At 30.2% G+C, this 21,830-nt stretch carries 21 protein-coding genes and 1 other RNA gene; 9 read left to right on the forward strand and 13 right to left on the reverse strand.

Going from position 1 to position 21,830, the window contains the following annotated elements; all coding sequences use genetic code 11:
• Positions 1-28: 28 nt before the first annotated feature.
• From BTO07_RS03865 to BTO07_RS03915, 11 genes are all read right to left on the reverse strand, one after another.
• Entirely contained in the window at positions 29-700 is a 672-nt protein-coding gene (locus BTO07_RS03865) for a Crp/Fnr family transcriptional regulator (protein WP_087519979.1), read from the reverse strand.
• 70 nt (positions 701-770) lie between these two features.
• The gene (locus tag BTO07_RS03870) at positions 771-1,466 is read right to left on the reverse strand and encodes a peptidoglycan DD-metalloendopeptidase family protein (protein WP_087519980.1); all 696 of its coding nucleotides are present in this window, start codon (positions 1,464-1,466) and stop codon (positions 771-773) included.
• 62 nt (positions 1,467-1,528) lie between these two features.
• Entirely contained in the window at positions 1,529-3,796 is a 2,268-nt protein-coding gene (locus BTO07_RS03875; RefSeq protein WP_087519981.1) for an aconitate hydratase, read from the reverse strand.
• 201 nt (positions 3,797-3,997) lie between these two features.
• Positions 3,998-6,775, reverse strand: coding sequence for a bifunctional aconitate hydratase 2/2-methylisocitrate dehydratase (locus BTO07_RS03880; protein WP_087519982.1), 2,778 nt, complete (start codon positions 6,773-6,775; stop codon positions 3,998-4,000).
• Between the two features lie 235 nt (positions 6,776-7,010).
• Positions 7,011-7,314: RNase P RNA component class A (gene rnpB, locus BTO07_RS03885), an RNA gene on the reverse strand.
• Between the two features lie 187 nt (positions 7,315-7,501).
• A complete protein-coding gene (gene dnaJ, locus BTO07_RS03890) occupies positions 7,502-8,635 on the reverse strand; it encodes a molecular chaperone DnaJ (RefSeq protein ID WP_087519983.1) in 1,134 nt (377 codons plus the stop codon).
• Between the two features lie 72 nt (positions 8,636-8,707).
• On the reverse strand, positions 8,708-9,256 hold the full coding sequence (locus BTO07_RS03895; protein ID WP_087522542.1) for a nucleotide exchange factor GrpE: 549 nt from the start codon (positions 9,254-9,256) through the stop codon (positions 8,708-8,710).
• A 91-nt stretch (positions 9,257-9,347) separates the two neighbouring features.
• The gene (locus BTO07_RS03900) at positions 9,348-9,896 is read right to left on the reverse strand and encodes an HNH endonuclease (protein WP_087519984.1); all 549 of its coding nucleotides are present in this window, start codon (positions 9,894-9,896) and stop codon (positions 9,348-9,350) included.
• Positions 9,897-9,970: 74 nt separating this feature from the next.
• Positions 9,971-11,281: a UDP-N-acetylglucosamine 1-carboxyvinyltransferase gene (gene murA, locus BTO07_RS03905; RefSeq protein WP_087519985.1), complete on the reverse strand. Its 1,311-nt coding sequence runs from the start codon at positions 11,279-11,281 to the stop codon at positions 9,971-9,973.
• A gap of 3 nt (positions 11,282-11,284) precedes the next feature.
• The gene (locus BTO07_RS03910; protein WP_087519986.1) at positions 11,285-11,950 is read right to left on the reverse strand and encodes a DUF4290 domain-containing protein; all 666 of its coding nucleotides are present in this window, start codon (positions 11,948-11,950) and stop codon (positions 11,285-11,287) included.
• 141 nt (positions 11,951-12,091) lie between these two features.
• A complete protein-coding gene (locus tag BTO07_RS03915; RefSeq protein WP_087519987.1) occupies positions 12,092-14,413 on the reverse strand; it encodes an ATP-dependent helicase in 2,322 nt (773 codons plus the stop codon).
• Positions 14,414-14,542: 129 nt separating this feature from the next.
• Here BTO07_RS03915 and BTO07_RS03920 point away from each other — a divergent pair, with 129 nt between their 5' ends.
• From BTO07_RS03920 to BTO07_RS17370, 6 genes are all read left to right on the forward strand, one after another.
• Entirely contained in the window at positions 14,543-15,157 is a 615-nt protein-coding gene (locus tag BTO07_RS03920) for a sigma factor-like helix-turn-helix DNA-binding protein (protein ID WP_087519988.1), read from the forward strand.
• A gap of 1 nt (position 15,158) precedes the next feature.
• Positions 15,159-15,875 carry a DUF3307 domain-containing protein gene (locus BTO07_RS03925; protein WP_087519989.1) on the forward strand — a complete coding sequence of 239 codons (717 nt, stop codon included), beginning with the start codon at positions 15,159-15,161 and terminating at the stop codon, positions 15,873-15,875.
• 3 nt (positions 15,876-15,878) lie between these two features.
• A complete protein-coding gene (locus BTO07_RS03930) occupies positions 15,879-16,391 on the forward strand; it encodes a DUF7935 family protein (RefSeq protein WP_087519990.1) in 513 nt (170 codons plus the stop codon).
• A 49-nt stretch (positions 16,392-16,440) separates the two neighbouring features.
• Positions 16,441-16,836 (forward strand): hypothetical protein, encoded by a 396-nt coding sequence (locus BTO07_RS17360; protein WP_198342505.1) that lies wholly within the window; start codon positions 16,441-16,443, stop codon positions 16,834-16,836.
• Between the two features lie 262 nt (positions 16,837-17,098).
• Entirely contained in the window at positions 17,099-17,275 is a 177-nt protein-coding gene (locus BTO07_RS17365) for a hypothetical protein (RefSeq protein WP_198342506.1), read from the forward strand.
• An 81-nt stretch (positions 17,276-17,356) separates the two neighbouring features.
• Positions 17,357-17,641, forward strand: coding sequence for an integrase core domain-containing protein (locus tag BTO07_RS17370; protein ID WP_257789771.1), 285 nt, complete (start codon positions 17,357-17,359; stop codon positions 17,639-17,641).
• A 42-nt stretch (positions 17,642-17,683) separates the two neighbouring features.
• Here BTO07_RS17370 and BTO07_RS17375 read toward each other — a convergent pair whose 3' ends face one another.
• The gene (locus BTO07_RS17375) at positions 17,684-17,857 is read right to left on the reverse strand and encodes a hypothetical protein (RefSeq protein WP_198342508.1); all 174 of its coding nucleotides are present in this window, start codon (positions 17,855-17,857) and stop codon (positions 17,684-17,686) included.
• 161 nt (positions 17,858-18,018) lie between these two features.
• Here BTO07_RS17375 and fumC point away from each other — a divergent pair, with 161 nt between their 5' ends.
• Positions 18,019-19,416 carry a class II fumarate hydratase gene (gene fumC, locus BTO07_RS03940; RefSeq protein WP_087519991.1) on the forward strand — a complete coding sequence of 466 codons (1,398 nt, stop codon included), beginning with the start codon at positions 18,019-18,021 and terminating at the stop codon, positions 19,414-19,416.
• 91 nt (positions 19,417-19,507) lie between these two features.
• Positions 19,508-19,981 (forward strand): nucleoside deaminase, encoded by a 474-nt coding sequence (locus BTO07_RS03945; RefSeq protein ID WP_087522543.1) that lies wholly within the window; start codon positions 19,508-19,510, stop codon positions 19,979-19,981.
• Positions 19,982-20,021: 40 nt separating this feature from the next.
• On the opposite strand, the gene BTO07_RS03950 is transcribed toward BTO07_RS03945, so the two are convergent.
• Positions 20,022-20,573, reverse strand: coding sequence for a DinB family protein (locus BTO07_RS03950; RefSeq protein WP_232457084.1), 552 nt, complete (start codon positions 20,571-20,573; stop codon positions 20,022-20,024).
• 5 nt (positions 20,574-20,578) lie between these two features.
• On the opposite strand from BTO07_RS03950, the gene hutI reads away from it, so the two are divergent.
• On the forward strand, positions 20,579-21,820 hold the full coding sequence (gene hutI, locus BTO07_RS03955) for an imidazolonepropionase (RefSeq protein ID WP_087519992.1): 1,242 nt from the start codon (positions 20,579-20,581) through the stop codon (positions 21,818-21,820).
• The last annotated feature ends 10 nt before the right edge of the window (positions 21,821-21,830 follow it).

A 21,830-nucleotide genomic window follows, 5' to 3' on the forward strand; every position in this document is an offset into this window, starting at 1 on the left:
GAATCATGAAATGTTAGCTAGCGAACACTTATGCAGTTTTTTGAAGTAATCTTAATTCTTTTCTATTAAAAGTGATCAAATTTTCCTCTTTTAACTCATTCATTAATACGTTTAAGTTAGATCTAGAAGTTCCTATTAATGAAGCAATATCTTTTTGTGTATAAGGATGCATGATTACTTTATCTCCTGTTTTTTCGCAATCGTAACCATATTCTTCACACAATTCTTTTGTAAATTCTAAAAATCGAGTTCTTGTATCTTTAAACAATATTAATTGCAATCTTCGTTCTAATTTTTTAAAACGAAGTCCTAGAAATTTATAAACTTTTAAACTAAAAGTTTTATTATCACGCATTAAATCGTGCATAATCTCTACTCCTATTGGGCAAATTGAAGTTGATGCATCTACAGATTGTGCAAATTCATTTCTTATTTCTTCTCCTAAAATGGCTTTTTCTCCAAACAATTCTCCTTTAGTTAAAATTGCTTTTACTACTTCTGTACCATCCTCATTATAATATCCTAATTTTACTTTTCCTTTTTCTATTAGATAAACTTTGCTCGCAGAGTCTTCTTCAAAATAGATATAATCACTTTTTTTATAAGCATCAAAAGTGTGACATTCTTTGTATTCTTTAAATTTATGCGGACAAAGAAGATTGAATAAATTTACGTTATCAAAGAACCATAAGTTTGCCATAATAGATTGCTATTAAATTAGTTATTATAAAAGTCTAAAAACTGAGCAATAGCTTACAAAAACTTATAAATTAAATTGATAATTTTAATAATAAATTTGGATTAGGGCAATTTCTACTGTAAAACTCTATATTTTCTTCGGATGAAACTCCTGGATAATCTCCAAAATTATCTTCTAAATCTTTAATTATTTGAAAATGTAAATGTGGTGCATAATCGCCATTTACTGATGAATCTCCTAAAAAACCAATTACATTTCCTTGTAAAACAGCATCTCCAACTTTTAAGTTTTCTATTGATGATAAAGATAAATGTCCATATAAAGTATAAAAAACATCTTCTTCTATTTGATGTTTTATGATAATCGTTGGACCATAATCACCATAATTGGTATTATTTTTAAAACTATGAATTTCTCCATCTAAAACCGCCAATACTTTTGTATTCGCATTACACCATAAGTCGATTCCTAAATGAATATTTCTTTTCTTATTCTCTGCTAAGTTTTTAAAATAATCACTTCTATCATAGATATTTCTTTTTTCAAAATATCCACCAAAAGCAACTTCAGCATTATTATCTTCTAAAAATGAATTGATATATTTTTCCCAAGCTAAAGATGAAGAAATATCAAAATTTAATAAGTCTTTATTTTTATCAGAAATTGTAATTGGAATATATGAATCCAATGAAATTCTAACATCAATTACTGGTAAAGGATGTTCTGATAGTTGATTCAAAAATTGAGTGAATTTTGTTGTATCCATAGTTGTATGTAATAAAAAAACTCCTGAATAAATTCAGGAGTTTTATATGAATCACTTATATATTAAGCGTTTTCTTTTTTAATTAAGTTTAAGGCAGAACCTTCATTATACCATTCTATTTGGCCTTGGTTATACGTATGGTTTGTAACAATTACATCTTTACTTCCATCTGCATGAACAATTTCTATTGTTAAAGGTTTATTTGGAGCAAATTCATTTAAATCTAAAAAATTAAATGTATCATCTTCTTGAATTAAATCGTAATCTGCTTCATTTGCAAATGTTAAACCTAACATTCCTTGTTTCTTTAAATTTGTTTCATGAATTCTAGCAAAAGATTTTACTAAAACAGCAGCAACACCAAGATGTCTAGGTTCCATAGCAGCATGTTCTCTAGAAGAACCTTCACCATAATTATGATCACCAACAACAATCGATTTTACACCTGCAGCTTTATAAGCTCTTGCTGTATCTGGTACACCACCAAACTCTCCAGTTAATTGGTTTTTTACAAAATTTGTTTTTTTACCATAAGCATTTACAGCTCCAATTAAACAATTGTTAGAAATATTATCTAAATGACCTCTATATCGTAGCCATGGTCCTGCCATAGAAATATGATCTGTTGTACATTTACCAAAAGCTTTTATTAATAGTTTTACGCCTGTTAAATCATTTCCTAACGGAGTAAAGGGCTCTAATAATTGTAATCTTTCAGAAGTAACATCTACAGTTATTTTTACGTGACTTCCATCTTTTTCTGGTGCTAAATACCCATCATCTTTTACTTCAAAACCTTTTGGTGGTAACTCCCATCCTGTTGGTTCATCTAATAGTACTTCTTCTCCGTTTTCATTGATTAATGTATCCTTCATCGGATTAAAATCTAAACGACCAGCAATTGCAACTGCTGCAACCATTTCTGGTGATGCAACAAAAGCGTGTGTATTTGGATTACCATCTGCACGTTTTGCAAAGTTTCTATTAAACGAATGAATTATTGAGTTCTTAGGTGCATTTTTTGGATCATCATAACGTGCCCATTGACCAATACAAGGTCCACAAGCATTTGTAAATATCTTAGCATCTAATTTTTCAAATATTCCTATAATACCATCTCTATCCGCAGTATATCTTACTTTTTCAGAACCAGGATTAATTCCTAATTCAGATTTCATTTTTAATCCTTTATCAATTGCTTGTTGTGCAATTGATGAAGCTCTAGATAAATCTTCATAAGAAGAGTTTGTACAAGAACCAATTAATCCCCATTCTACTTTTAACGGCCAACCATTATCATTCGCTGCTTTTGTCATATCAGCTCCTGCTTTTGTAGATAAATCTGGAGTAAAAGGTCCATTTAATAAAGGACTTAATTCTGATAAATCAATTTCAATTACTTGATCAAAATATTGCTCTGGGTTTTCATATACTTCAGCATCACCCGTTAAATAATCTTTTACTTCATTTGCAGCATCTGCAACATCACTTCTATCTGTAGCACGTAAATAACGCTCCATAGAAGCATCGTATCCAAAAGTTGATGTTGTAGCACCTATTTCTGCTCCCATATTACAAATTGTACCTTTACCAGTACAAGACATAGAAATTGCTCCTTCTCCAAAATATTCTACAATTGCTCCTGTTCCTCCTTTTGCAGAAACAATACCAGCAACTTTTAAAATAACATCTTTTGGCGCAGTCCAACCAGAAAGTTTTCCTGTTAACTTAACACCTATTAATTTAGGGAATTTTAATTCCCAAGGCATTCCTGCCATCACATCTACGGCATCTGCACCACCAACTCCAATAGCTACCATACCTAAACCACCAGCATTTACTGTGTGAGAATCTGTACCAATCATCATTCCTCCTGGAAATGCATAATTTTCTAAAACTACTTGGTGAATAATTCCTGCTCCTGGTTTCCAAAAACCTAATCCGTATTTATTAGATACTGATTCTAAGAAATTAAAAACTTCGTTACTTGTATTTAAAGCCGTTTGTAAATCTGAACTTGCTCCGTTTTTAGCTTGAATTAAATGATCACAATGTGTTGTTGTAGGAACAGCAACTTTAGTTTTACCTGCTTGCATAAATTGTAATAATGCCATTTGAGCAGTTGCATCTTGTAATGCAATTCTATCTGGGGCAAAATCTACATAATCTTTACCTCTTACAAATGCTTTGTTAGAAGTTTCATCCCATAAATGGGAATACAAGATTTTTTCTGCTAAAGTTAAAGGTTTCCCTGTAAGTTCACGAGCAGCATCAACACGTTTAACAACGTTTGAATATACTTTCTTGATCATATCAATATCAAAAGCCATAAGATTTATATTTTATTGTTATTATATTAGAAGTACCTAAATATACAAAATATATTATTCTTTTATAAATACTTTTTTGCATTAAAAGCTTTTAATACAAATAGTAAAATAGATTTTTTTGATTGATAAAAAATTAACTAAAGAGCAAAAAAAATCCTGAGTCTAAGACTCAGGATTTTAAAATTAAATTATTTTTTAAAATTAGCTCACTAACTTCTTAGTAGAAGGCTTAAATTTAGTTAAGACAATACCTTTAACAGCAGCTTGATACTCTTCTATTGTTGGAGTTCTACCTAATATTGTAGATAACACTACAACTGGAGTAGAAGCTAATAAAGACTCACCTTTTTTCTCATTTGTGTCTCTTACTACACGACCTTGGAATAAACGAGTAGAAGTAGCCATTACAGTATCTCCTGCTTCTGCTTTTTCTTGGTTACCCATACATAAGTTACATCCTGGACGCTCTAAGTACAACATATTCTCATATTTTGTACGTGCAGCTCCTTTTGGCGCGTTATCGTCAAATTCGAAACCTGAGTATTTTACTAATATATCCCAATCTCCTTCTGCTTTCAACTCATCAACAATGTTATATGTTGGAGGCGCAACTACTAAAGGAGCCTTAAACTCTACTTTACCATGTTGCTCTTCAATATTCTTTAGCATTTGAGCTAAAATTTGCATATCTCCTTTATGAATCATACAAGATCCAATAAATCCTAAATCTACTTTTTTAGTACCTCCGTAGAAAGATAATGGTTGTATATTATCGTGTGTATAACGCTTAGATACATCTTCATTATTTACATCAGGATCAGCGATCATTGGTTCTACAATCTTATCTAAATCAATAACAACATCTGCATAATACTTAGCATCTGAATCTGGCTTTAAAGCCGATTTAGTTCCTGTTTTAATTTCTATAATACGATCATTGGCTTTATCAACTAATCCTTTTAGATCTTGCTTTGGATTATCCATCCCCTTATCAATCATAATTTGAATACGATCTCTAGAGATTTCTAGTGATTCTATTAAAGTCTCATCTTCTGAAATACAAATAGATGCTTTTGCTTTCATCTCAGCCGTCCAATCTGTAAATGTAAATGCTTGGTCAGAAGTTAAAGTACCAATATGCACTTCAATAATCTTTCCTTGAAAAACATTCTCTCCATCAAATTGATTTAACATTTGTTCTTGCGTAGCATGCACTACATCACGGAAATCCATATAAGATTTCATTTCTCCTTTAAAAGTAACCTTTACAGATTCTGGAATTGGCATAGTAGCCTCTCCTGTAGCTAATGCTAAAGCAACGGTTCCTGAATCTGCTCCAAAAGCAACTCCTTTTGCCATACGTGTATGTGAATCTCCACCTATGATTACATCCCAATCATCTACTGCTAAATCATTTAATACTTTATGAATTACATCAGTCATTGCATGATATTTCCCTTTTGGATCACGTGCAGTAACTAATCCGAAGTCATTCATAAACTTCATTAATCTTGGAATGTTAGCTTTAGACTTGTCATCCCATACAGAAGCCGTATGACATCCTGATTGATAACCTGTATCAACAATTGGAGAAATAACTGTAGCAGCCATCATCTCTAATTCTTGAGAAGTCATTAATCCTGTAGTATCTTGAGAACCTACAATGTTTACTTCAACTCTAACGTTAGAACCAGCATGTAGTGTTTTACCCGGTGTATTTCCTACTGCGTTTCTGTTAAAAATTTTCTCAACAGCAGTTAAACCTTGTCCTTCTATAGATACTTCTTTTGAAGTAGCATATACTTGAGGAATATCCATTCCTAAAATTTTACAAGCTATTGTTTGTAGTTTTTTACCGAAAACAACTGCATAAGAACCTCCTGCTTTAATAAACTCCATTTTTGGTGGCGTTAAAGCTGTAGAGATATCTTTTAACTCTTTGTCTCCATTATATAATTTCTTTGTTTTTGTATTTATAGTAAGCACTGTACCTGTAGCAACAGAATACTCTTCTTTTAAGATTGCTTCTCCATCTTCATCAACTACATTATTTCCATCAGCATCTTTTTGCTTTACCCAGTTTTTCAAATCGATACCAATACCACCAGTTACCCCAACAGTTGTTAAGAAAATTGGTGCTATACCATTAGTACCAGCAATTACTGGAGCAAAGTTAATAAAAGGTACATATGGGCTAAAAGGTACTCCTGTCCATAATGCCACGTTATTTACACCTGACATTCTTGAAGAACCAACTCCCATTGTTCCTTTATCAGCAATTAACATTACACGCTTATCAGGGTGTTTCTCTTTTAAAGCTAACAATTCATTTTGCATATCTTTATTATGCTCAAACATACACTGACCATGTAATTCACGATCGGATCTTGAATGTGCATCTGCGCCTGGAGATAATAAATCTGTAGAGATATCACCCACTCCAGCGACAAAAGTCACAATTTCTATTTTTTCTTCAACTTCTGGAAGTTTTGTAAAGAATTCTGCTTGCGCATAACTTTCTAACAATTCTTTTGCTATAGAATTCCCTGTTTTAAAAGCATTTTCTAAAAGTTCCATATCTGCTTCATATAAAAACACTTGTGTTTTTAATACTTTTGCAGCATCAGTAGCAATAACAGCATCTTCTCCTAAAGCTAAATCAAGTAAAACTTCTATAGAAGGTCCTCCCTTCATGTGTGATAATTGTTCAAAAGCAAAAGAAGGTGTAATTTCTTTTACAACTGATTCACCTAAAATGATCTCCTTTAAAAATTTAGCTTTTACACCAGCAGCACTGGTAGTTCCAGGTAAAACATTATAGATAAAAAAGTTTACAGAACCTTCTCTGTACTCATTATCTAAATCTTTAATTTGCTCAATGATTTTGCTTACTAATTCAGCACCATCAATTGGCTGTGGATGAAGTCCTTGTTCTTTTCGTTCTTCTATCTGCTTAAGGTAATCTTTATAAATGCTCATGAAAGAAATCTTTAGTTACAGTTCGTCTTTTTGATCATATTAAAACCAAAGAATTTACTGTATAAGTTTTTGTTAATTTTAGTGTGACAAACTTACATTTTTTATATTAATATTAAAAGATAAATAATAGATTGCTCTAATTAATGAATAAAAAAAAGTTATTACGTAAAACGTTGAATTTAAATCAACAAAAAGGAAGTATTATAACATTTAAATGAAAATTTAATAAAAATATAGAAAATGCAGACTAATAAGCCGAATCCTGTTCCTTAAAAAGGCTCTTATCATTTATCTAGTTCTAAAATTACTCTTAGAATCTACCTGCCTACCCTTTAGAATCGAGCGAGTAGCCCTCAAGCTCTAATTTACATGGCATTGCACCTCATAGAGTTTACCTGGTTTCACTACAGCCGAACTGTACATTCTTTCTGTTGCACTGGTCCTCAACTCACGTTGGACGGATGTTATCCGCTATGATTACTCTTTGGTGTCCGGACTTTCCTACTTGTTAAAACAAGTCGATAAGATAAGTCTGCAATTTCTATACTATTTTAAATTCATTCTTAAGTCATAAAAAAACCCACTCATAAATGAGTGGGAAAAATTGCTATGAAAAAGAAAAAGTGTTACCAATTTCTCGGTAACACTGCAAATATATATCAAATTGTCTTACAAAAAAACATTTTTTTATTAAAAAACTACTTTTTTAATAATCTTAACATCTTTTTAAGAAAACATATCTTTTACTTTCTCGAAAAACGATTTATCAGATTTGTTTGGACTTGGTTTAAAGTTCTCATTATCAGACATTTTTTCAAAAAATTGCTTTTGTTCTTTGTTTAATTCTTGTGGTGTCCAAACATTAATGTGAATTAAGAAATCTCCTGTTCCATAACGTTCTATACTTGGTAAACCTTTTCCTTTTAATCTTAAAATTTTACCAGATTGAGTACCTGCATCAATTTTAATTTTAACTTTACCAGTAACAGTTTCAACTTCTTTACTTGTTCCTAAAACTGCTTCAGAGAAATTAACATATAAATCATAATGAATATTCGTTCCTTCTCTTTTTAAAGTTTCGTGAGGTACTTCTTCAATTAATACTAATAAATCACCCGCAATTGAGTTTTTACCTGGAGCTTCGTTTCCTTTACCTCCTACTTTTAATTGAACTCCTTCTGTAACTCCTTCAGGAATGTTAATTGAAACAGTTTCTTCTTTAGTAATTAAACCTTGTGCATCTGCACCACTAGGTTTACTACTAATAATTTCTCCTGCTCCAGAACATGTACCACAAGTAGTTGCAGTTTGCATTCTACCTAAAATAGTATTGGTAACTCGCATTTGTTGACCAGAACCATTACAAGTTGTACACGTTTTATAAGAAACTCCTTCAGCTTGAACTTTACGTCTAACTTTTACTTTTTTCTCAACACCTTTGGCAATTTCTTCTAAAGTAAGTTTTACACGAATTCGCATATTACTTCCTTTAACTCTTGCTTGACGTTGGCGACCACCACCGCCACCAAAACCACCAAAGCCGCCTCCGCCTCCTCCAAAGATATCTCCAAACTGACTGAATATGTCATCCATATTCATTCCGCCGCCGCCGAAACCGCCGCCACCTTGAGGACCATCAAAAGCTTGATGACCATATTGGTCATAACGTGCTTTTTTGTTTTCGTCACTTAATACTTCGTAAGCTTCTGCTGCTTTTTTAAAGTTTTCTTCAGCTGTTGTATCATCTGGATTTTTATCTGGATGATATTTAATAGCCATTTTTCTATATCCTTTCTTAATTTCTGCTTGAGTTGCAGACTTAGAAAGTCCTAATATTTCGTAAAAGTCCTGTTTTGCCATTTTTATTATTGAAAAATTAAAAATTAAAAGATTAAAAATCTGAAATTAATAATTCGTAATTGATAATTCTTTTTATTGTCCGATAACTACTTTTGGATAACGAATAATTTTATCACCTAACTTGTATCCTTTTTCTACACAGTCAATTATCTTTCCTTTTAAATCTTCTGATGGAGCAGGAATTTGTGTAATTGCTTCATGATGCTCAGCATCAAAAACATCACCTTCTCTAGTTTCTATTTTTGATAACCCTTTTAGCTCTAAAGTATTATAGAATTTTTGATAAATTAATAAAACACCTTTTCTTAATTCTTCAGCTTCTTTGTCATCTTCAATATGTGTCAGAGCACGCTCAAAATCATCAATAATTGGCAGTAAAGATGTCATTAATTCTTGTCCAGCAGTTTTGAATAATTCTATTCTCTCTCTAGATGTTCTTTTTTTATAGTTTTCGAACTCAGCAAATAAACGTAAAAACTTATCTTTTTCAGCTTGAAGTAATTCTTCTGTAGTAGGTTCTTCCTTTACAACTTCTGCTTCAACCTCTTGATTTTCTTCAGTTTGAACAGTTTCTTGTTCGTTTATTATTTCCTCTTCGTTTATATTATCTTTCGTACTCATTTTTTTTGTAATCTTAAATTTGTCTACAATTAATTTGCAAAAACGTTGCCAACAAAAAAATAGTGTCAGATTGACACTATTTTTTATCTCTTTATATTTTAACATGTCCCCAATTTTCGCCTGATTTAATTCTATGAATCTGCATATCTGAAACTCCAAATCGTTTGGCAATCATGGTTATTCTTGTTCTTTTATTTTGAAGCTGCCTTTTTATTATTTTCACTTTTCCTTCGGTAAGTTTATAACTGGTCTTTTTGTTTTTTTTAGATTCTATAAAAACAGGGTTTTTAAATTGATGCAATTCTTTTTCCCGTTTTGTAGCCCATTTTAAGTTCTCTAAACTGTTATCTTTTTTATCGTAATTTAGATGTAAAACAAAAGTTTGATCTTCATTTTCTTTTTCTAAAAAATGTTGAGCCACAATCTTATGAACATACCTACTTGTTCCTTTATTATTTTCTAATTGTTTTAATGAAATTGTTTCATATCCATTAATAAAACTCTTTTTTCTTAAAAACGCTTTATCATCTTTATAATAAAGAACCCTTCCAAAATTTGAAATTTTAAAAATTTTTACTTTAGAAATTTTTTCATCAAATTTAATTTCTTTCCACTCTTCATTTCTTAAATCTCGTATCATATTCTAAAAGTTTTATTAAATTATTAATAAACCTTTTTCACAATCAGCATTTTTTTTTAGACTAAAGCCTAACTTTAATCTTCTATTCTTTCAATTTTAGCACCAATAGATTTTAAACGAGCTTCAATATTCTCATAACCTCTATCAATTTGTTCTATATTATTAATAACACTTGTACCTGTTGCAGATAATGCTGCTATTAATAAAGAGATTCCTGCTCTAATATCTGGAGAAGTCATTTTGGTCGCTTTTAATGAGCTTTCAAAATTCATTCCAATTACTGTAGCTCTGTGTGGATCACATAAAATAACTTTTGCGCCCATATCAATCAATTTATCAACAAAAAACAAACGACTTTCAAACATCTTTTGATGTATTAAAACAGTTCCTTTTGCTTGTGTTGCAATTACCAAAACAATACTCAATAAATCTGGTGTAAAACCTGGCCAAGGTGCATCTGCAACTGTTAAAACTGAACCATCTATGTAGTTCTGAATTTCGTAAGATTCTTGTTCTGGAATGTAAATATCATCTCCTCTTTTCTCTAATTGAATTCCTAATTTTCTAAATACATTTGGAATTTGTCCAAGGTTTTCCCAACTAACATTTTTAATCGTTAACTCAGATCGCGTCATCACTGCAACACCAATCCAAGAACCAATTTCAATCATATCTGGTAAAACGGTATGCTCACAACCTCCTAAAGAATCTACTCCTTCAACAATTAATAGGTTAGAACCAACTCCAGAGATTTTTGCTCCCATAGAATTCAACATTTTTGATAATTGTTGAATATAAGGTTCACAAGCTGCGTTGTAAATTTTTGTGGTTCCTGTTGCTAAAACAGCTGCCATTAAAATATTTGCAGTTCCTGTTACAGAAGCTTCATCTAACAACATTTCTACCCCATGTAACTCTTCTGCTTCAACTCCGTAAAAATGTTCTTCTCTGTTATATCTAAATTTTGCGCCTAATCTAATAAAACCTTCAAAATGGGTGTCTAAACGTCTACGACCAATTTTATCTCCTCCAGGACGTGGAATATATCCTCTTCCAAAACGAGCTAAAAGTGGACCAACAATCATAATTGAACCACGTAAAGAACTTCCATCTCTTTTAAAATCTGCAGATTCTAAATAATCAAGATTTACTTCATCCGCTTGAAAAGCGTAAGCGTTTTTACTTAATTTTTCTACTTTTACACCTAACTCTCCTAGAATAAAAATTAATTTATTTACGTCGATAATATCAGGTACGTTATTTACTACTACTCTTTCTGGAGTTAACAAAACTGCACAAAGTATTTGTAATACTTCGTTTTTTGCTCCTTGAGGAGTAATTGTTCCGCTTAATTTATGTCCTCCTTCAATTTTAAATGACGCCATTTACTAATATCTTTTTCTAGGTTTGTTTTGATTGCTGTGTTGTGGTTTCTTGTAGTTGCTACTTTTAGAAGTACTCTGACCTTGCCCTTGTGTACGCGGTTTTCTTAATAAATTTTTACTTTCAGAAAGTGCTTCTTCAGTTTCTCTTAAATCTATTTTTCCGTCAGATAAATCATATAAATGCTTAAAAATAACAGCATCATCAACTGTATCTTTATTCCAATTTAAATAACATTTTTTCATATGATTCGCAATAGTAAATACCAATGCTTCTTTTTTATCACCATCTTCCCAACTCAAAGCAATATCAATCATTGTTTGAATATTGTTACCGTAATAACGATATCTAGATGCCGATTTTGGATAAGGCAATCCTTCTGGTTTTTCTTGTAATTCTTCTTTAGATGGCTGAGGATAAGGAGATTCTACATCTAATTTAAAATCTGCCATGATGTATAATTGATCCCAAAGTTTGTGTTTAAAATCTGGAACATCACGTAAATGTGGTTGTAAATTACCCATTACATCTACAATAGCTTTCGCCATTTTATCGCGTTCTTCTTTAGTTTCTAAAGCTAAGCAATGGTCTACTAGTTTTTGAATATGTCTGCCGTATTCTGGTATTATCATTAACGGTCTTTCTGAATTGTACTCTAAATCGAATGTCATTTATTTATTTTTGAGAAGTGTTCTCTATACATTTTCTTTCTTCATTTATAATCAAAAGAAAACACTAGAACTGACAATTTATAATTTGTAGTTATTTAACGTTGCAAAATAGTAATTTATTTTTAGTTTTATGAATGATTTTTAACCAATCACTTTTAATTTTGCAAATTGCAATAACAATTTCTTTTTTCCAACAGTACCAAATTTAATTTCCGCCTTTTTATTTGGCCCATTTCCTTCTAAGGCAATTACTTCACCTGTACCAAATCTATTGTGTTCTACAATGTTACCAACAACAATTTTACCATCAAATAAATTAGCTTTTGAGGTTGCTTGAGATACTTTTTTTAAGTTTTTAGGAATGATGATATCTTTCTTTTTCACCAAATCACGTTCCATTTTTTTACGTTGAATCGGTTTCTGAAAACGAATTCCTTTTGGAGCGTCATCAAAAATACTTTTATCAAGAAAGTTATTTATTGTCGGGTTTGTAGATTTTGGAGTGATGTAACTTAAATATTTTTCATCTATTTCCTCTAAAAATCTACTTGGTTCTGCATCTACCAATTTACCCCATCTATAACGTGTTTGAGCGTACGTTAAGTAGGCTACTTTTTCTGCTCTAGTTATTGCCACATAAAACAACCTGCGTTCTTCCTCAAGCTCGCTTCTTGTAGTCATACTCATTGCAGATGGAAATAAATTTTCCTCTAAACCTACAACATAAACGTACATATATTCCAATCCTTTAGATTGGTGAATCGTCATTAAAGAAACACTTGGTTTATCATCATCTTTTTTAGCATCAAAATCTGTAGCCAAAGCAACATCTTCTAAAAATGTAGTTAAAGAGGTATCTTCACCTTCTTCAATTTTATCGGTAATAAAATCTTTAATTCCATTTAATAATTCTTGAACATTCTCAACTTTACTAACTGCTTCTGGAGTTCCGTCTTTTTCTAAATCTTTAATTAACTGTGTCTTTTTTACAACTATTTCTGCTATTTCGAATGCATTTTTAGTTTGCGCTTGTATTTGCAAACTTTCTATCATCACCATAAAATTCTTAAGCTTGTTTTTTGTCCCAGAATTTATTTTTAAATCGATTTTATCAATATATTTTAAAACTTCAAAAATTGATTTTTTATAATGATTTGCTGCTATTGTTAACCTATCAATCGTTGTTGCACCAATACCACGAGCAGGATAATTGATAATTCTTTTTAACGCTTCTTCATCATTTGGATTGATTAAAATACGTAAATAAGACAAAATATCTTTAATTTCTTTCCTTTGATAAAAAGACATTCCTCCATAAATCTTATAATCGATTCCTTTTTTACGTAAAGCATCTTCAATAGCTCTAGATTGCGAATTCGTTCTATATAAAACACAAAAATCATCTGGTGTTAATTGATGATTCATTTGGTTTTCCCAAATTGATTGTGCCACAAACCTACCCTCCTCTCCATCGGAAATTGTACGCATTACATTTATAGGTTCACCAGCGTCATTAGAAGTCCAAACTTCTTTATCCAACTTGGTTTTATTTTTTTCTATTACAGAATTTGCAGCGTTTACAATATTACTTGTTGAACGGTAATTCTGTTCTAATTTAAACGTTTTTACATCAGGATAATCCTTCTGAAAGTTTAAGATATTTTTGATATTTGCTCCCCTAAAACTATAGATACTTTGCGAATCATCACCAACAACACAAATGTTTCCAAATTTATCTGCTAAAGCTCTAACAATTATATATTGTGAGTGATTTGTATCTTGATACTCATCAACCATAATATATCTAAAACGATCTTGATATTTTGCTAAAACTTCTGGAAAACGAGCCAATAACTCATTGGTTCTTAACAATAAATCATCAAAATCCATTGCTCCTGCTTTAAAACATCTGTCTACATATATTTTATAAATATCTCCTACTTTTGGTCTACTTGCTTCTGTATCTTGTTTAAGATATTCAGGATTATTTCTGTACGCTTTTACGGTTACCAAACTGTTTTTGAAAGATGAAATACGACCTAAAACCTGTTTTGGTTTATAGCGTTCTCTATCTAACCCCATTTCTTTAATAATTGCTGATATTAAACGAACTGAATCTTGCGAATCGTAAATTGTAAAATTGGTTGGAAAACCTAACTTGTCTGCTTCTGACCTTAAAATTCTTGCAAAAACGGAGTGGAAAGTTCCCATCCATAAGTTTTTTGACTCACTATTACCAACAACTCCAGCAATTCTTGCCTTCATTTCTTTTGCAGCTTTATTTGTAAATGTAAGCGACAGAATATTAAAAGAATCTACACCTTGCTGCATTAAATGCGCAATTCTGTAAGTTAATACACGTGTTTTACCAGAGCCTGCACCTGCTATAATAATCATTGGTCCGTCTTTTTGTAAGACAGCTTGCTTTTGTGCGTCGTTTAAAGAATCTAAATATGTATTCAATAGTTTGTTTTAAAAGAATTTGAAAGTGTGAAATTAACCAATCTATTCGTTTATGTAAAGTAAGAAAGCTATTTTTTATTCACAACTAATAAATAACTATGAAATATATTATATTTACTAAAAAAAGGAATGATTACCATTATAACAGGAGACATAATTAATTCTAGAAAATCTTCTAACCAAAAATGGTTGTCAGAATTAAAGCTAGTTCTATCATTTTTTGGTACATCTCCTAAATATTGGCAGGTTTATAGAGGTGATAGTTTTCAATTAGAAATAGAAAATTGTGAAAGTGCTTTAAATACTGTCTTAAGAATTAAATCTCATTTAAAAAGCACTGCAAATGTTGATGTTAGACTAAGCATTGGAATAGGTGAAAAAGAATTTAATGTTGATAGAATTACAGAATCTAACGGAGAAGCTTTTGTCAATTCTGGTTTTGCTTTTGATAATTATTTAAAAAAACAGAATTTAGCCATAAAAACTCCCTGGAAAGAAATTGACGAAGAATTAAATATTGCATTCAATTTAGCTTTATTAACGATAGATTCTTGGACAAAAAATTCAGCAGAAGTTTTTAAAATATCTTTAGAAAAACAAGATGTTACACAAAAGGAAATTGGAGCAATATTAGGAATTACACAAGGTCGAGTTAGTGAAAGACAAAAACGCGCAGGACTAGAACCTATAATGAAGTTAGAAAAACGTTTTAGAAAAATAATTAACAAAAAAATAAACGAATAGAATGTTACTATTTTTAAAGATTTTATTGGCACATATTTTAGGTGATTTTGTTTTTCAATCTAAAAAAGACGTAAAAAACAAAGAAGAGAAGAAAATTAAATCTTCTAAACTCTATTTACATATAGGTATTCATTCCTTATTATTACTGATTTTTCTGCAATTTAATTTACAAGAATATTGGCTAGGATTTATAATTATTATTGTTTCTCATTTTATTTTTGATGTTTCAAAAATCTATCTTCAGAATAAAAAAACAAAGAGTAAGTGGTTTTTTCTAGATCAAATATTACACTTATCAATATTATTTCTAACAACTTCTATTTATACAGATTTCAATTTATCAACCGCTTCATTATTTAATAGTGAAACACTAATTTTATTAATAACAATAGTATTATTAACAAATGTTTCTGCCATCATAATAAAAGTAATTATCAATGAATGGACTCCTAAAAACAAAGAGAATAATGATGAATCATTAGCAAAAGCTGGAACATATATTGGAATAATTGAAAGGCTATTAATTTTTATATTTATTATAATAAAACAATGGGAATTAATAGGTTTCTTGATTGCTGCCAAATCTTTTAGGTTTAGTGGGTTAAATACTGACAAAAAAAGAAACTTAACAGAATATTACTTTATTGGTACTTTATTAAGTTTCGGGTTGGCAATTATTATAGGAATCCTATATTCGCATTTAAAAAGTATTATCTAATTTATGGAAGATATAATCTTAGAAAGTATTGGTTATATTTTACCTGCTGCAGTTACTGGTTTGGTTGCTTATTATATGTTTAACGGATTTATAAGGCAACAAAATTCTGAAAAGAGTTTAGAACTTTTAGCGCAGAAAAAGAAAGAATCTTTACCAATTAAATTACAAGCTTATGAGCGAATGTTATTGTTTTGTGAGCGCATTAACCCTGTAAAAATGCTGGTTAGAGTAAAACCTGTTTCAGAAAATACTCAAGATTATTTACAGTTACTAATTGCAAGTGTAGAACAAGAATTCGAACACAATTTAGTACAACAAATTTACATTTCTAATGATTCTTGGACTGCTATTTTAGCGACTAAAAACGCAATTATCAACAAGTTAAAACAAGTTGCAGAAACATCAGACTCTGCAAATAGCTTACGGGAAAATGTAATAATACATTATTCTAAATCATTACCTCCAACGGATACTGCAATTTCATTTATAAAAAATGAAGTAAAAAGATTATTATAAATAAAAATGTCTCGTCCTGAAATAGTGTCACAGTTAACACTATTTAGTTATGGAAATACAAGGTTCAAATTACAAAAAGCGAACACAAAAGGATTACAGTTTAAGTTTAAAACTACAGGTTGTTCAAGAAATAAAACAAGGATTATTAACTCCAACAGGAACTTTAGGTAAGTATGGAGTTCAAGCAACTTCTACTGTTAGGACTTGGTTGAAGAAATATGGTAACTTTGATTATCAATACACAATCAGAAAAGATATGTCTAAAACACCCGAACAACGAATTTTAGACTTAGAACAACAGGTTCTATTACTTGAGAAGCAAAAAAACAGAGCAGTACATCTAGCTGATAGAGCGGATAAAAAAGCAATTCTTTTTGATATGATGATTGATTATACAGAAAAAGAGTTCAATATTCCTATTAGAAAAAAGCAAGAACCCAAGTAATGGCATACTTCTCAAATGAACACAAACAAAGTATAACTATTACTTGTGATTTACTTGGGCTTGATAGACAGGTTTACTACCGTGAAATAAAAATCCACCAGAGAAAAACTAAAATTGAGCTTTAATGTAATCGGTTTAGTAAAATCAAAACGAATTCTAATGCCAAAAATAGGCACAAGAAAACTTTATTATTTGTTAGAAGATGAATTATTTGAAATACTAAAGGCTAATAACCTATTAATAGGACCTTAAAACAAATATCATGTTACCACAAATTCTCATCATCAATTTAGAAAACATAAAAATCAAACCCAAGTATTTAGCATTAACAACAGATGCCTATTCTAAGAAAATTGTAGGTTATAATGTTAGTGATAGTTTAAACGTAAAAGGATCTCTAATTGCCTTAGAAATGGCACTTAAAAATAGAGTTTACTAAAATGAACCTATCATTCATCATTCAGATAGCGATTTACAATACTGCTCTAATGAATATCAAAAAATATTAGATAAAAATGAAATTTCACCAAGTATGACTGAACAATATGATCCTTATGAAAATGCAATTTCAGAAAGAATAAATGGGATCTTAAAACAAGAATTTGATATTGATAAATTCGATACTAATTTAAAAATCAAAAGAAAACTAGATCAAAACGCTATAAAAATATATTATAATTTTAGACCACATTTATCTAATTATATGTTGACTCCTAATCAAATGTATCAACAAAATAGCATCAAAAGAAAACAATATAAAACAAAAAAAGGCAGTGATATAAAATCACTACCTTTAGATTATTAATTCTGTAACGCTATTTCAGGACGTCACATAATATTTTAAAAACTACTTTCCTTCCGCAGCTCTTTTCGCTTCTTTCTTTAATTTCATATTTTCCCAAATAGTTCCTCCAATCCAATAAGGAACCACAAATGTTAATAAGAATATTAACAACCAGAAACCAGCTGTAAAAATAAACATAAATAAAACTAATCCTGAAAATTGTGAAAAATCTAACATTTGTATATTTTGAAAAATTATTAATGCAAAAATAATACTTATTTTCAAAAAAAATAGCATCAAAAAAATATTTTTTTAAGTTATCTAAAAATGATAATTATCAACTACATGTAATAATTGTTTTTTGTAAATTTGTTTCATCTAAAATTTACATCATAATTATGAAATATAGAATCGAAAAAGATACTATGGGTAACGTAGAAGTTCCTGCAGATAAATATTGGGGAGCTCAAACAGAACGTTCTAAAAACAACTTTAAAATTGGTGCTGCAGGGTCAATGCCATTAGAAATTGTTTATGGTTTTGCATATCTTAAAAAAGCAGCAGCTTATACAAATGCTGATTTAGGTGCTTTAACAACCGAAAAAAGAGATTTAATTGCACAAGTTTGTGATGAAATTTTAGAAGGAAAATTAGATGATCAATTTCCTTTGGTAATTTGGCAAACAGGTTCTGGTACACAATCTAATATGAATGTGAACGAAGTAATTGCTAACAGAGCACACGAAATTGCTGGAAAAGTAATTGGTGAAGGAGAAAAAACAATTCAACCAAATGATGATGTAAATAAATCACAATCATCAAATGACACATTTCCAACAGGAATGCATATTGCTGCTTATAAGAAAATTGTAGAAACTACAATTCCTGGTATTACGCAATTAAGAGATACTTTAAAAGCAAAATCAGAAGCATTTAATGACGTAGTAAAAATTGGTCGTACGCATTTAATGGATGCTACTCCACTTACTTTAGGTCAAGAATTTTCTGGTTATGTAGCGCAATTAAGCTTTGGTTTAAAAGCATTAAATAATACTTTAGAACATTTATCTCAATTAGCTTTGGGAGGAACAGCAGTAGGTACAGGATTAAATACTCCTGCAGGCTATGATGTTTTAGTTGCTAAATATATTGCAGAATTTACAGGAATGCCTTTTATAACGGCAGAAAATAAGTTTGAAGCTTTAGCTGCACATGATGCTTTTGTAGAAACTCATGGAGCTTTAAAACAAATTGCTGTTTCTTTAAATAAAATAGCAAATGATGTTAGAATGATGGCTTCAGGACCAAGATCTGGAATTGGAGAAATCATTATTCCAGCAAACGAACCAGGTTCTTCTATTATGCCAGGTAAAGTAAATCCTACTCAATGTGAAGCTATGACAATGGTTTGTGCACAAGTTATGGGTAATGATGTTGCTGTTACTTTTGGTGGTGCTCAAGGACATTATGAATTAAACGTATTTAAACCAGTAATGGCTTCGAATGTTTTACAATCTGCTCAATTAATTGGTGATGTTTGTAAATCTTTTGATGAAAATTGTGCTGTTGGTATTGAACCTAATCACGCAAGAATTACTGAATTAGTTAATAATTCTTTAATGTTAGTTACAGCTTTAAATACAAAGATTGGTTATTACAAATCTGCTGAAATTGCAAACACTGCTCACGCAAACGGAACTACTTTAAAGGAAGAAGCTGTACGTTTAGGTTATGTAACTCCAGAACAATATGATGAATGGGTAAAACCAGAAGAAATGATTGGAACTTTAAAATAAAAAACATTATTTTTATAAATTCTAAAAAGCTGCATGCTTCATGCAGCTTTTTTTTAGCTAAAAGAAGTAATCATAATAATAGAAAATGAAGATGAACACACACGAAGAATTTATGAGTGAAGCTGTAAAAGCGGCTTTAAAAGGAATGAATAATAATGAAGGCGGACCTTTTGGTTGTATTGTTGTAAAAGATGGTAAAATTATTGGACACGGAAATAACAAAGTTACATCTACAAATGACCCAACAGCTCATGCAGAAGTAACAGCAATTAGAGATGCATGTAAAAATATTGAATCTTTTCAGTTAGATGGATGTATCGTTTATACTTCTTGTGAACCTTGCCCTATGTGTTTAGGTGCAATTTACTGGGCAAGACCCGACAAAGTATATTATGGAAGTAATCAACAAGACGCAGCTAATATTGGTTTTGATGATGAATTTATTTACAAAGAAATTCCTTTACCTTATGAAAAAAGAAGTATTCCTTTTGAACAAGTTGGAAGAGAAATTGCTTTAGAACCTTTTAATACATGGTCTGAAAAAGAAGACAAAACAGCATATTAGATTCATAAAAAAATCCGAAGTTTAAACTTCGGATTTTTTATTATAAATATCTTTCTTTTACAACATTTAAATGATGTATTTGATGTCCAGAAAACAAATAACCTAAAGCTCTAACAGACATTTTGTTTTCAGAAGCTACTCCAATCCTTAACAAGGATTCTTCAGAAAAACTTTTATATAATTGAATTGAAGATTTTCTTAACGTTGACATTTCGTCTAACAAATCATAATAATCTCTTTCATTTGCAGTATCATTATCAGCAAAAATATCTTGATCAAAACCTGGTAAAGAAGTTTTATCATTTCTTGCAAAACACAAAGCTCTGTAACAAAAAATACGTTCTGTATCAATAATATGCTGAATCAATTCTTTCAATGTCCATTTACCTTCTGCATAAGAAAAATCATGTTTTTGAATTGGTAAATCTCTCAATAAAACATCAAAATCATTTTGTGATTTTTCTAAATTTTCAATGATAGATGTATTCTCTTGAGAAACAAGTTGAATGTATTGTTCAAAATAAGGAGCGTATTCATTTTTTGGAATCATTACAATAGATTTATGTATTTTTGTTAAAGCGAATTTAATCATTTTTTATGACTCATTTATTTATCAATATCAAAGAATTAATTCAAGTAAGAGATGCATCAGTAAAAAAAATTTCTGGTAAAGAAATGAACATCTTGCCTTCTATTAAGAATGCATTTTTATTAGTTAAAGATGGTCTGATTTATGATTATGGAAAGATGTCTGATTTACATGGATCTAGTTTTGATAAAAAAACAGATTGTACAGATAAAATGATATTACCTACTTGGTGTGATTCTCATACACACATTGTTTATGCAGGTAATAGAGAACAAGAATTTGTAGATAGAATAAACGGTTTATCTTATGAGGAAATTGCAAATAATGGAGGAGGAATCTTAAATTCAGCTAAAAAATTACAAGCAACTACAGAAGATGATTTATACAATCAATCTGCAAAAAGATTAGAAGAAGTTATTGCTTTAGGCACAGGTGCTATAGAAATAAAATCTGGTTATGGATTAACCGTTTCTTCTGAATTGAAAATGTTGCGCGTCATCAAAAAATTAAAAGAAAATTATGATCTACCTATAAAAGCAACTTTTTTAGGAGCTCATGCAATTCCAAAAGAATTTAAAAACAATAAAGACGGATATCTCAATTTAATTATTGATGAAATGTTGCCTCAAATTACTAAAGAAAATTTAGCAGATTTTATAGATATTTTCTGTGAAGTAGGTTATTTTTCTGTTGATGATACTGATAGAATTTTATCCGCAGGAAAAAAGTATGGATTAATACCAAAAACACATGTTAATCAATTTAATTCTATTGGTGGAATAGAAATATCAACTAAACACAATGCATTATCTGTAGATCATTTAGAGGTATTATCTGAGAATGATTTAGAAGTATTAAAGAATTCTGAGACAATGCCAGTAGCACTTCCTTCTTGCTCATATTTTTTAAGCATTCCTTATACTCCAGCAAGAAAAATAATTGATAATGATTTAGCGCTTGCCTTAGCTACAGACTACAATCCTGGTTCTACTCCTTCAGGAAACATGAATTTTGTTGTTGCAACTGCGTGTATTAAAATGAAAATGACTCCTAATGAAGCAATAAATGCTGCAACTATTAATGGAGCATATGCAATGAATTTAATTGAAAAAGTAGGTAGTATTACAAAAGGAAAATTAGCAAATTTTTTTATAACAAAAGAAATACCAAGTTATAATGTTATTCCATATAGTTTTGGAAATAACCAAATAGAATCTGTTTATCTAAAAGGAAAAAAAGTATCGAATTAACGATACTTTT

Source organism: Polaribacter sp. SA4-12, from assembly GCF_002163675.1.
In the GTDB taxonomy this organism is placed as follows: Bacteria; Bacteroidota; Bacteroidia; order Flavobacteriales; family Flavobacteriaceae; genus Polaribacter.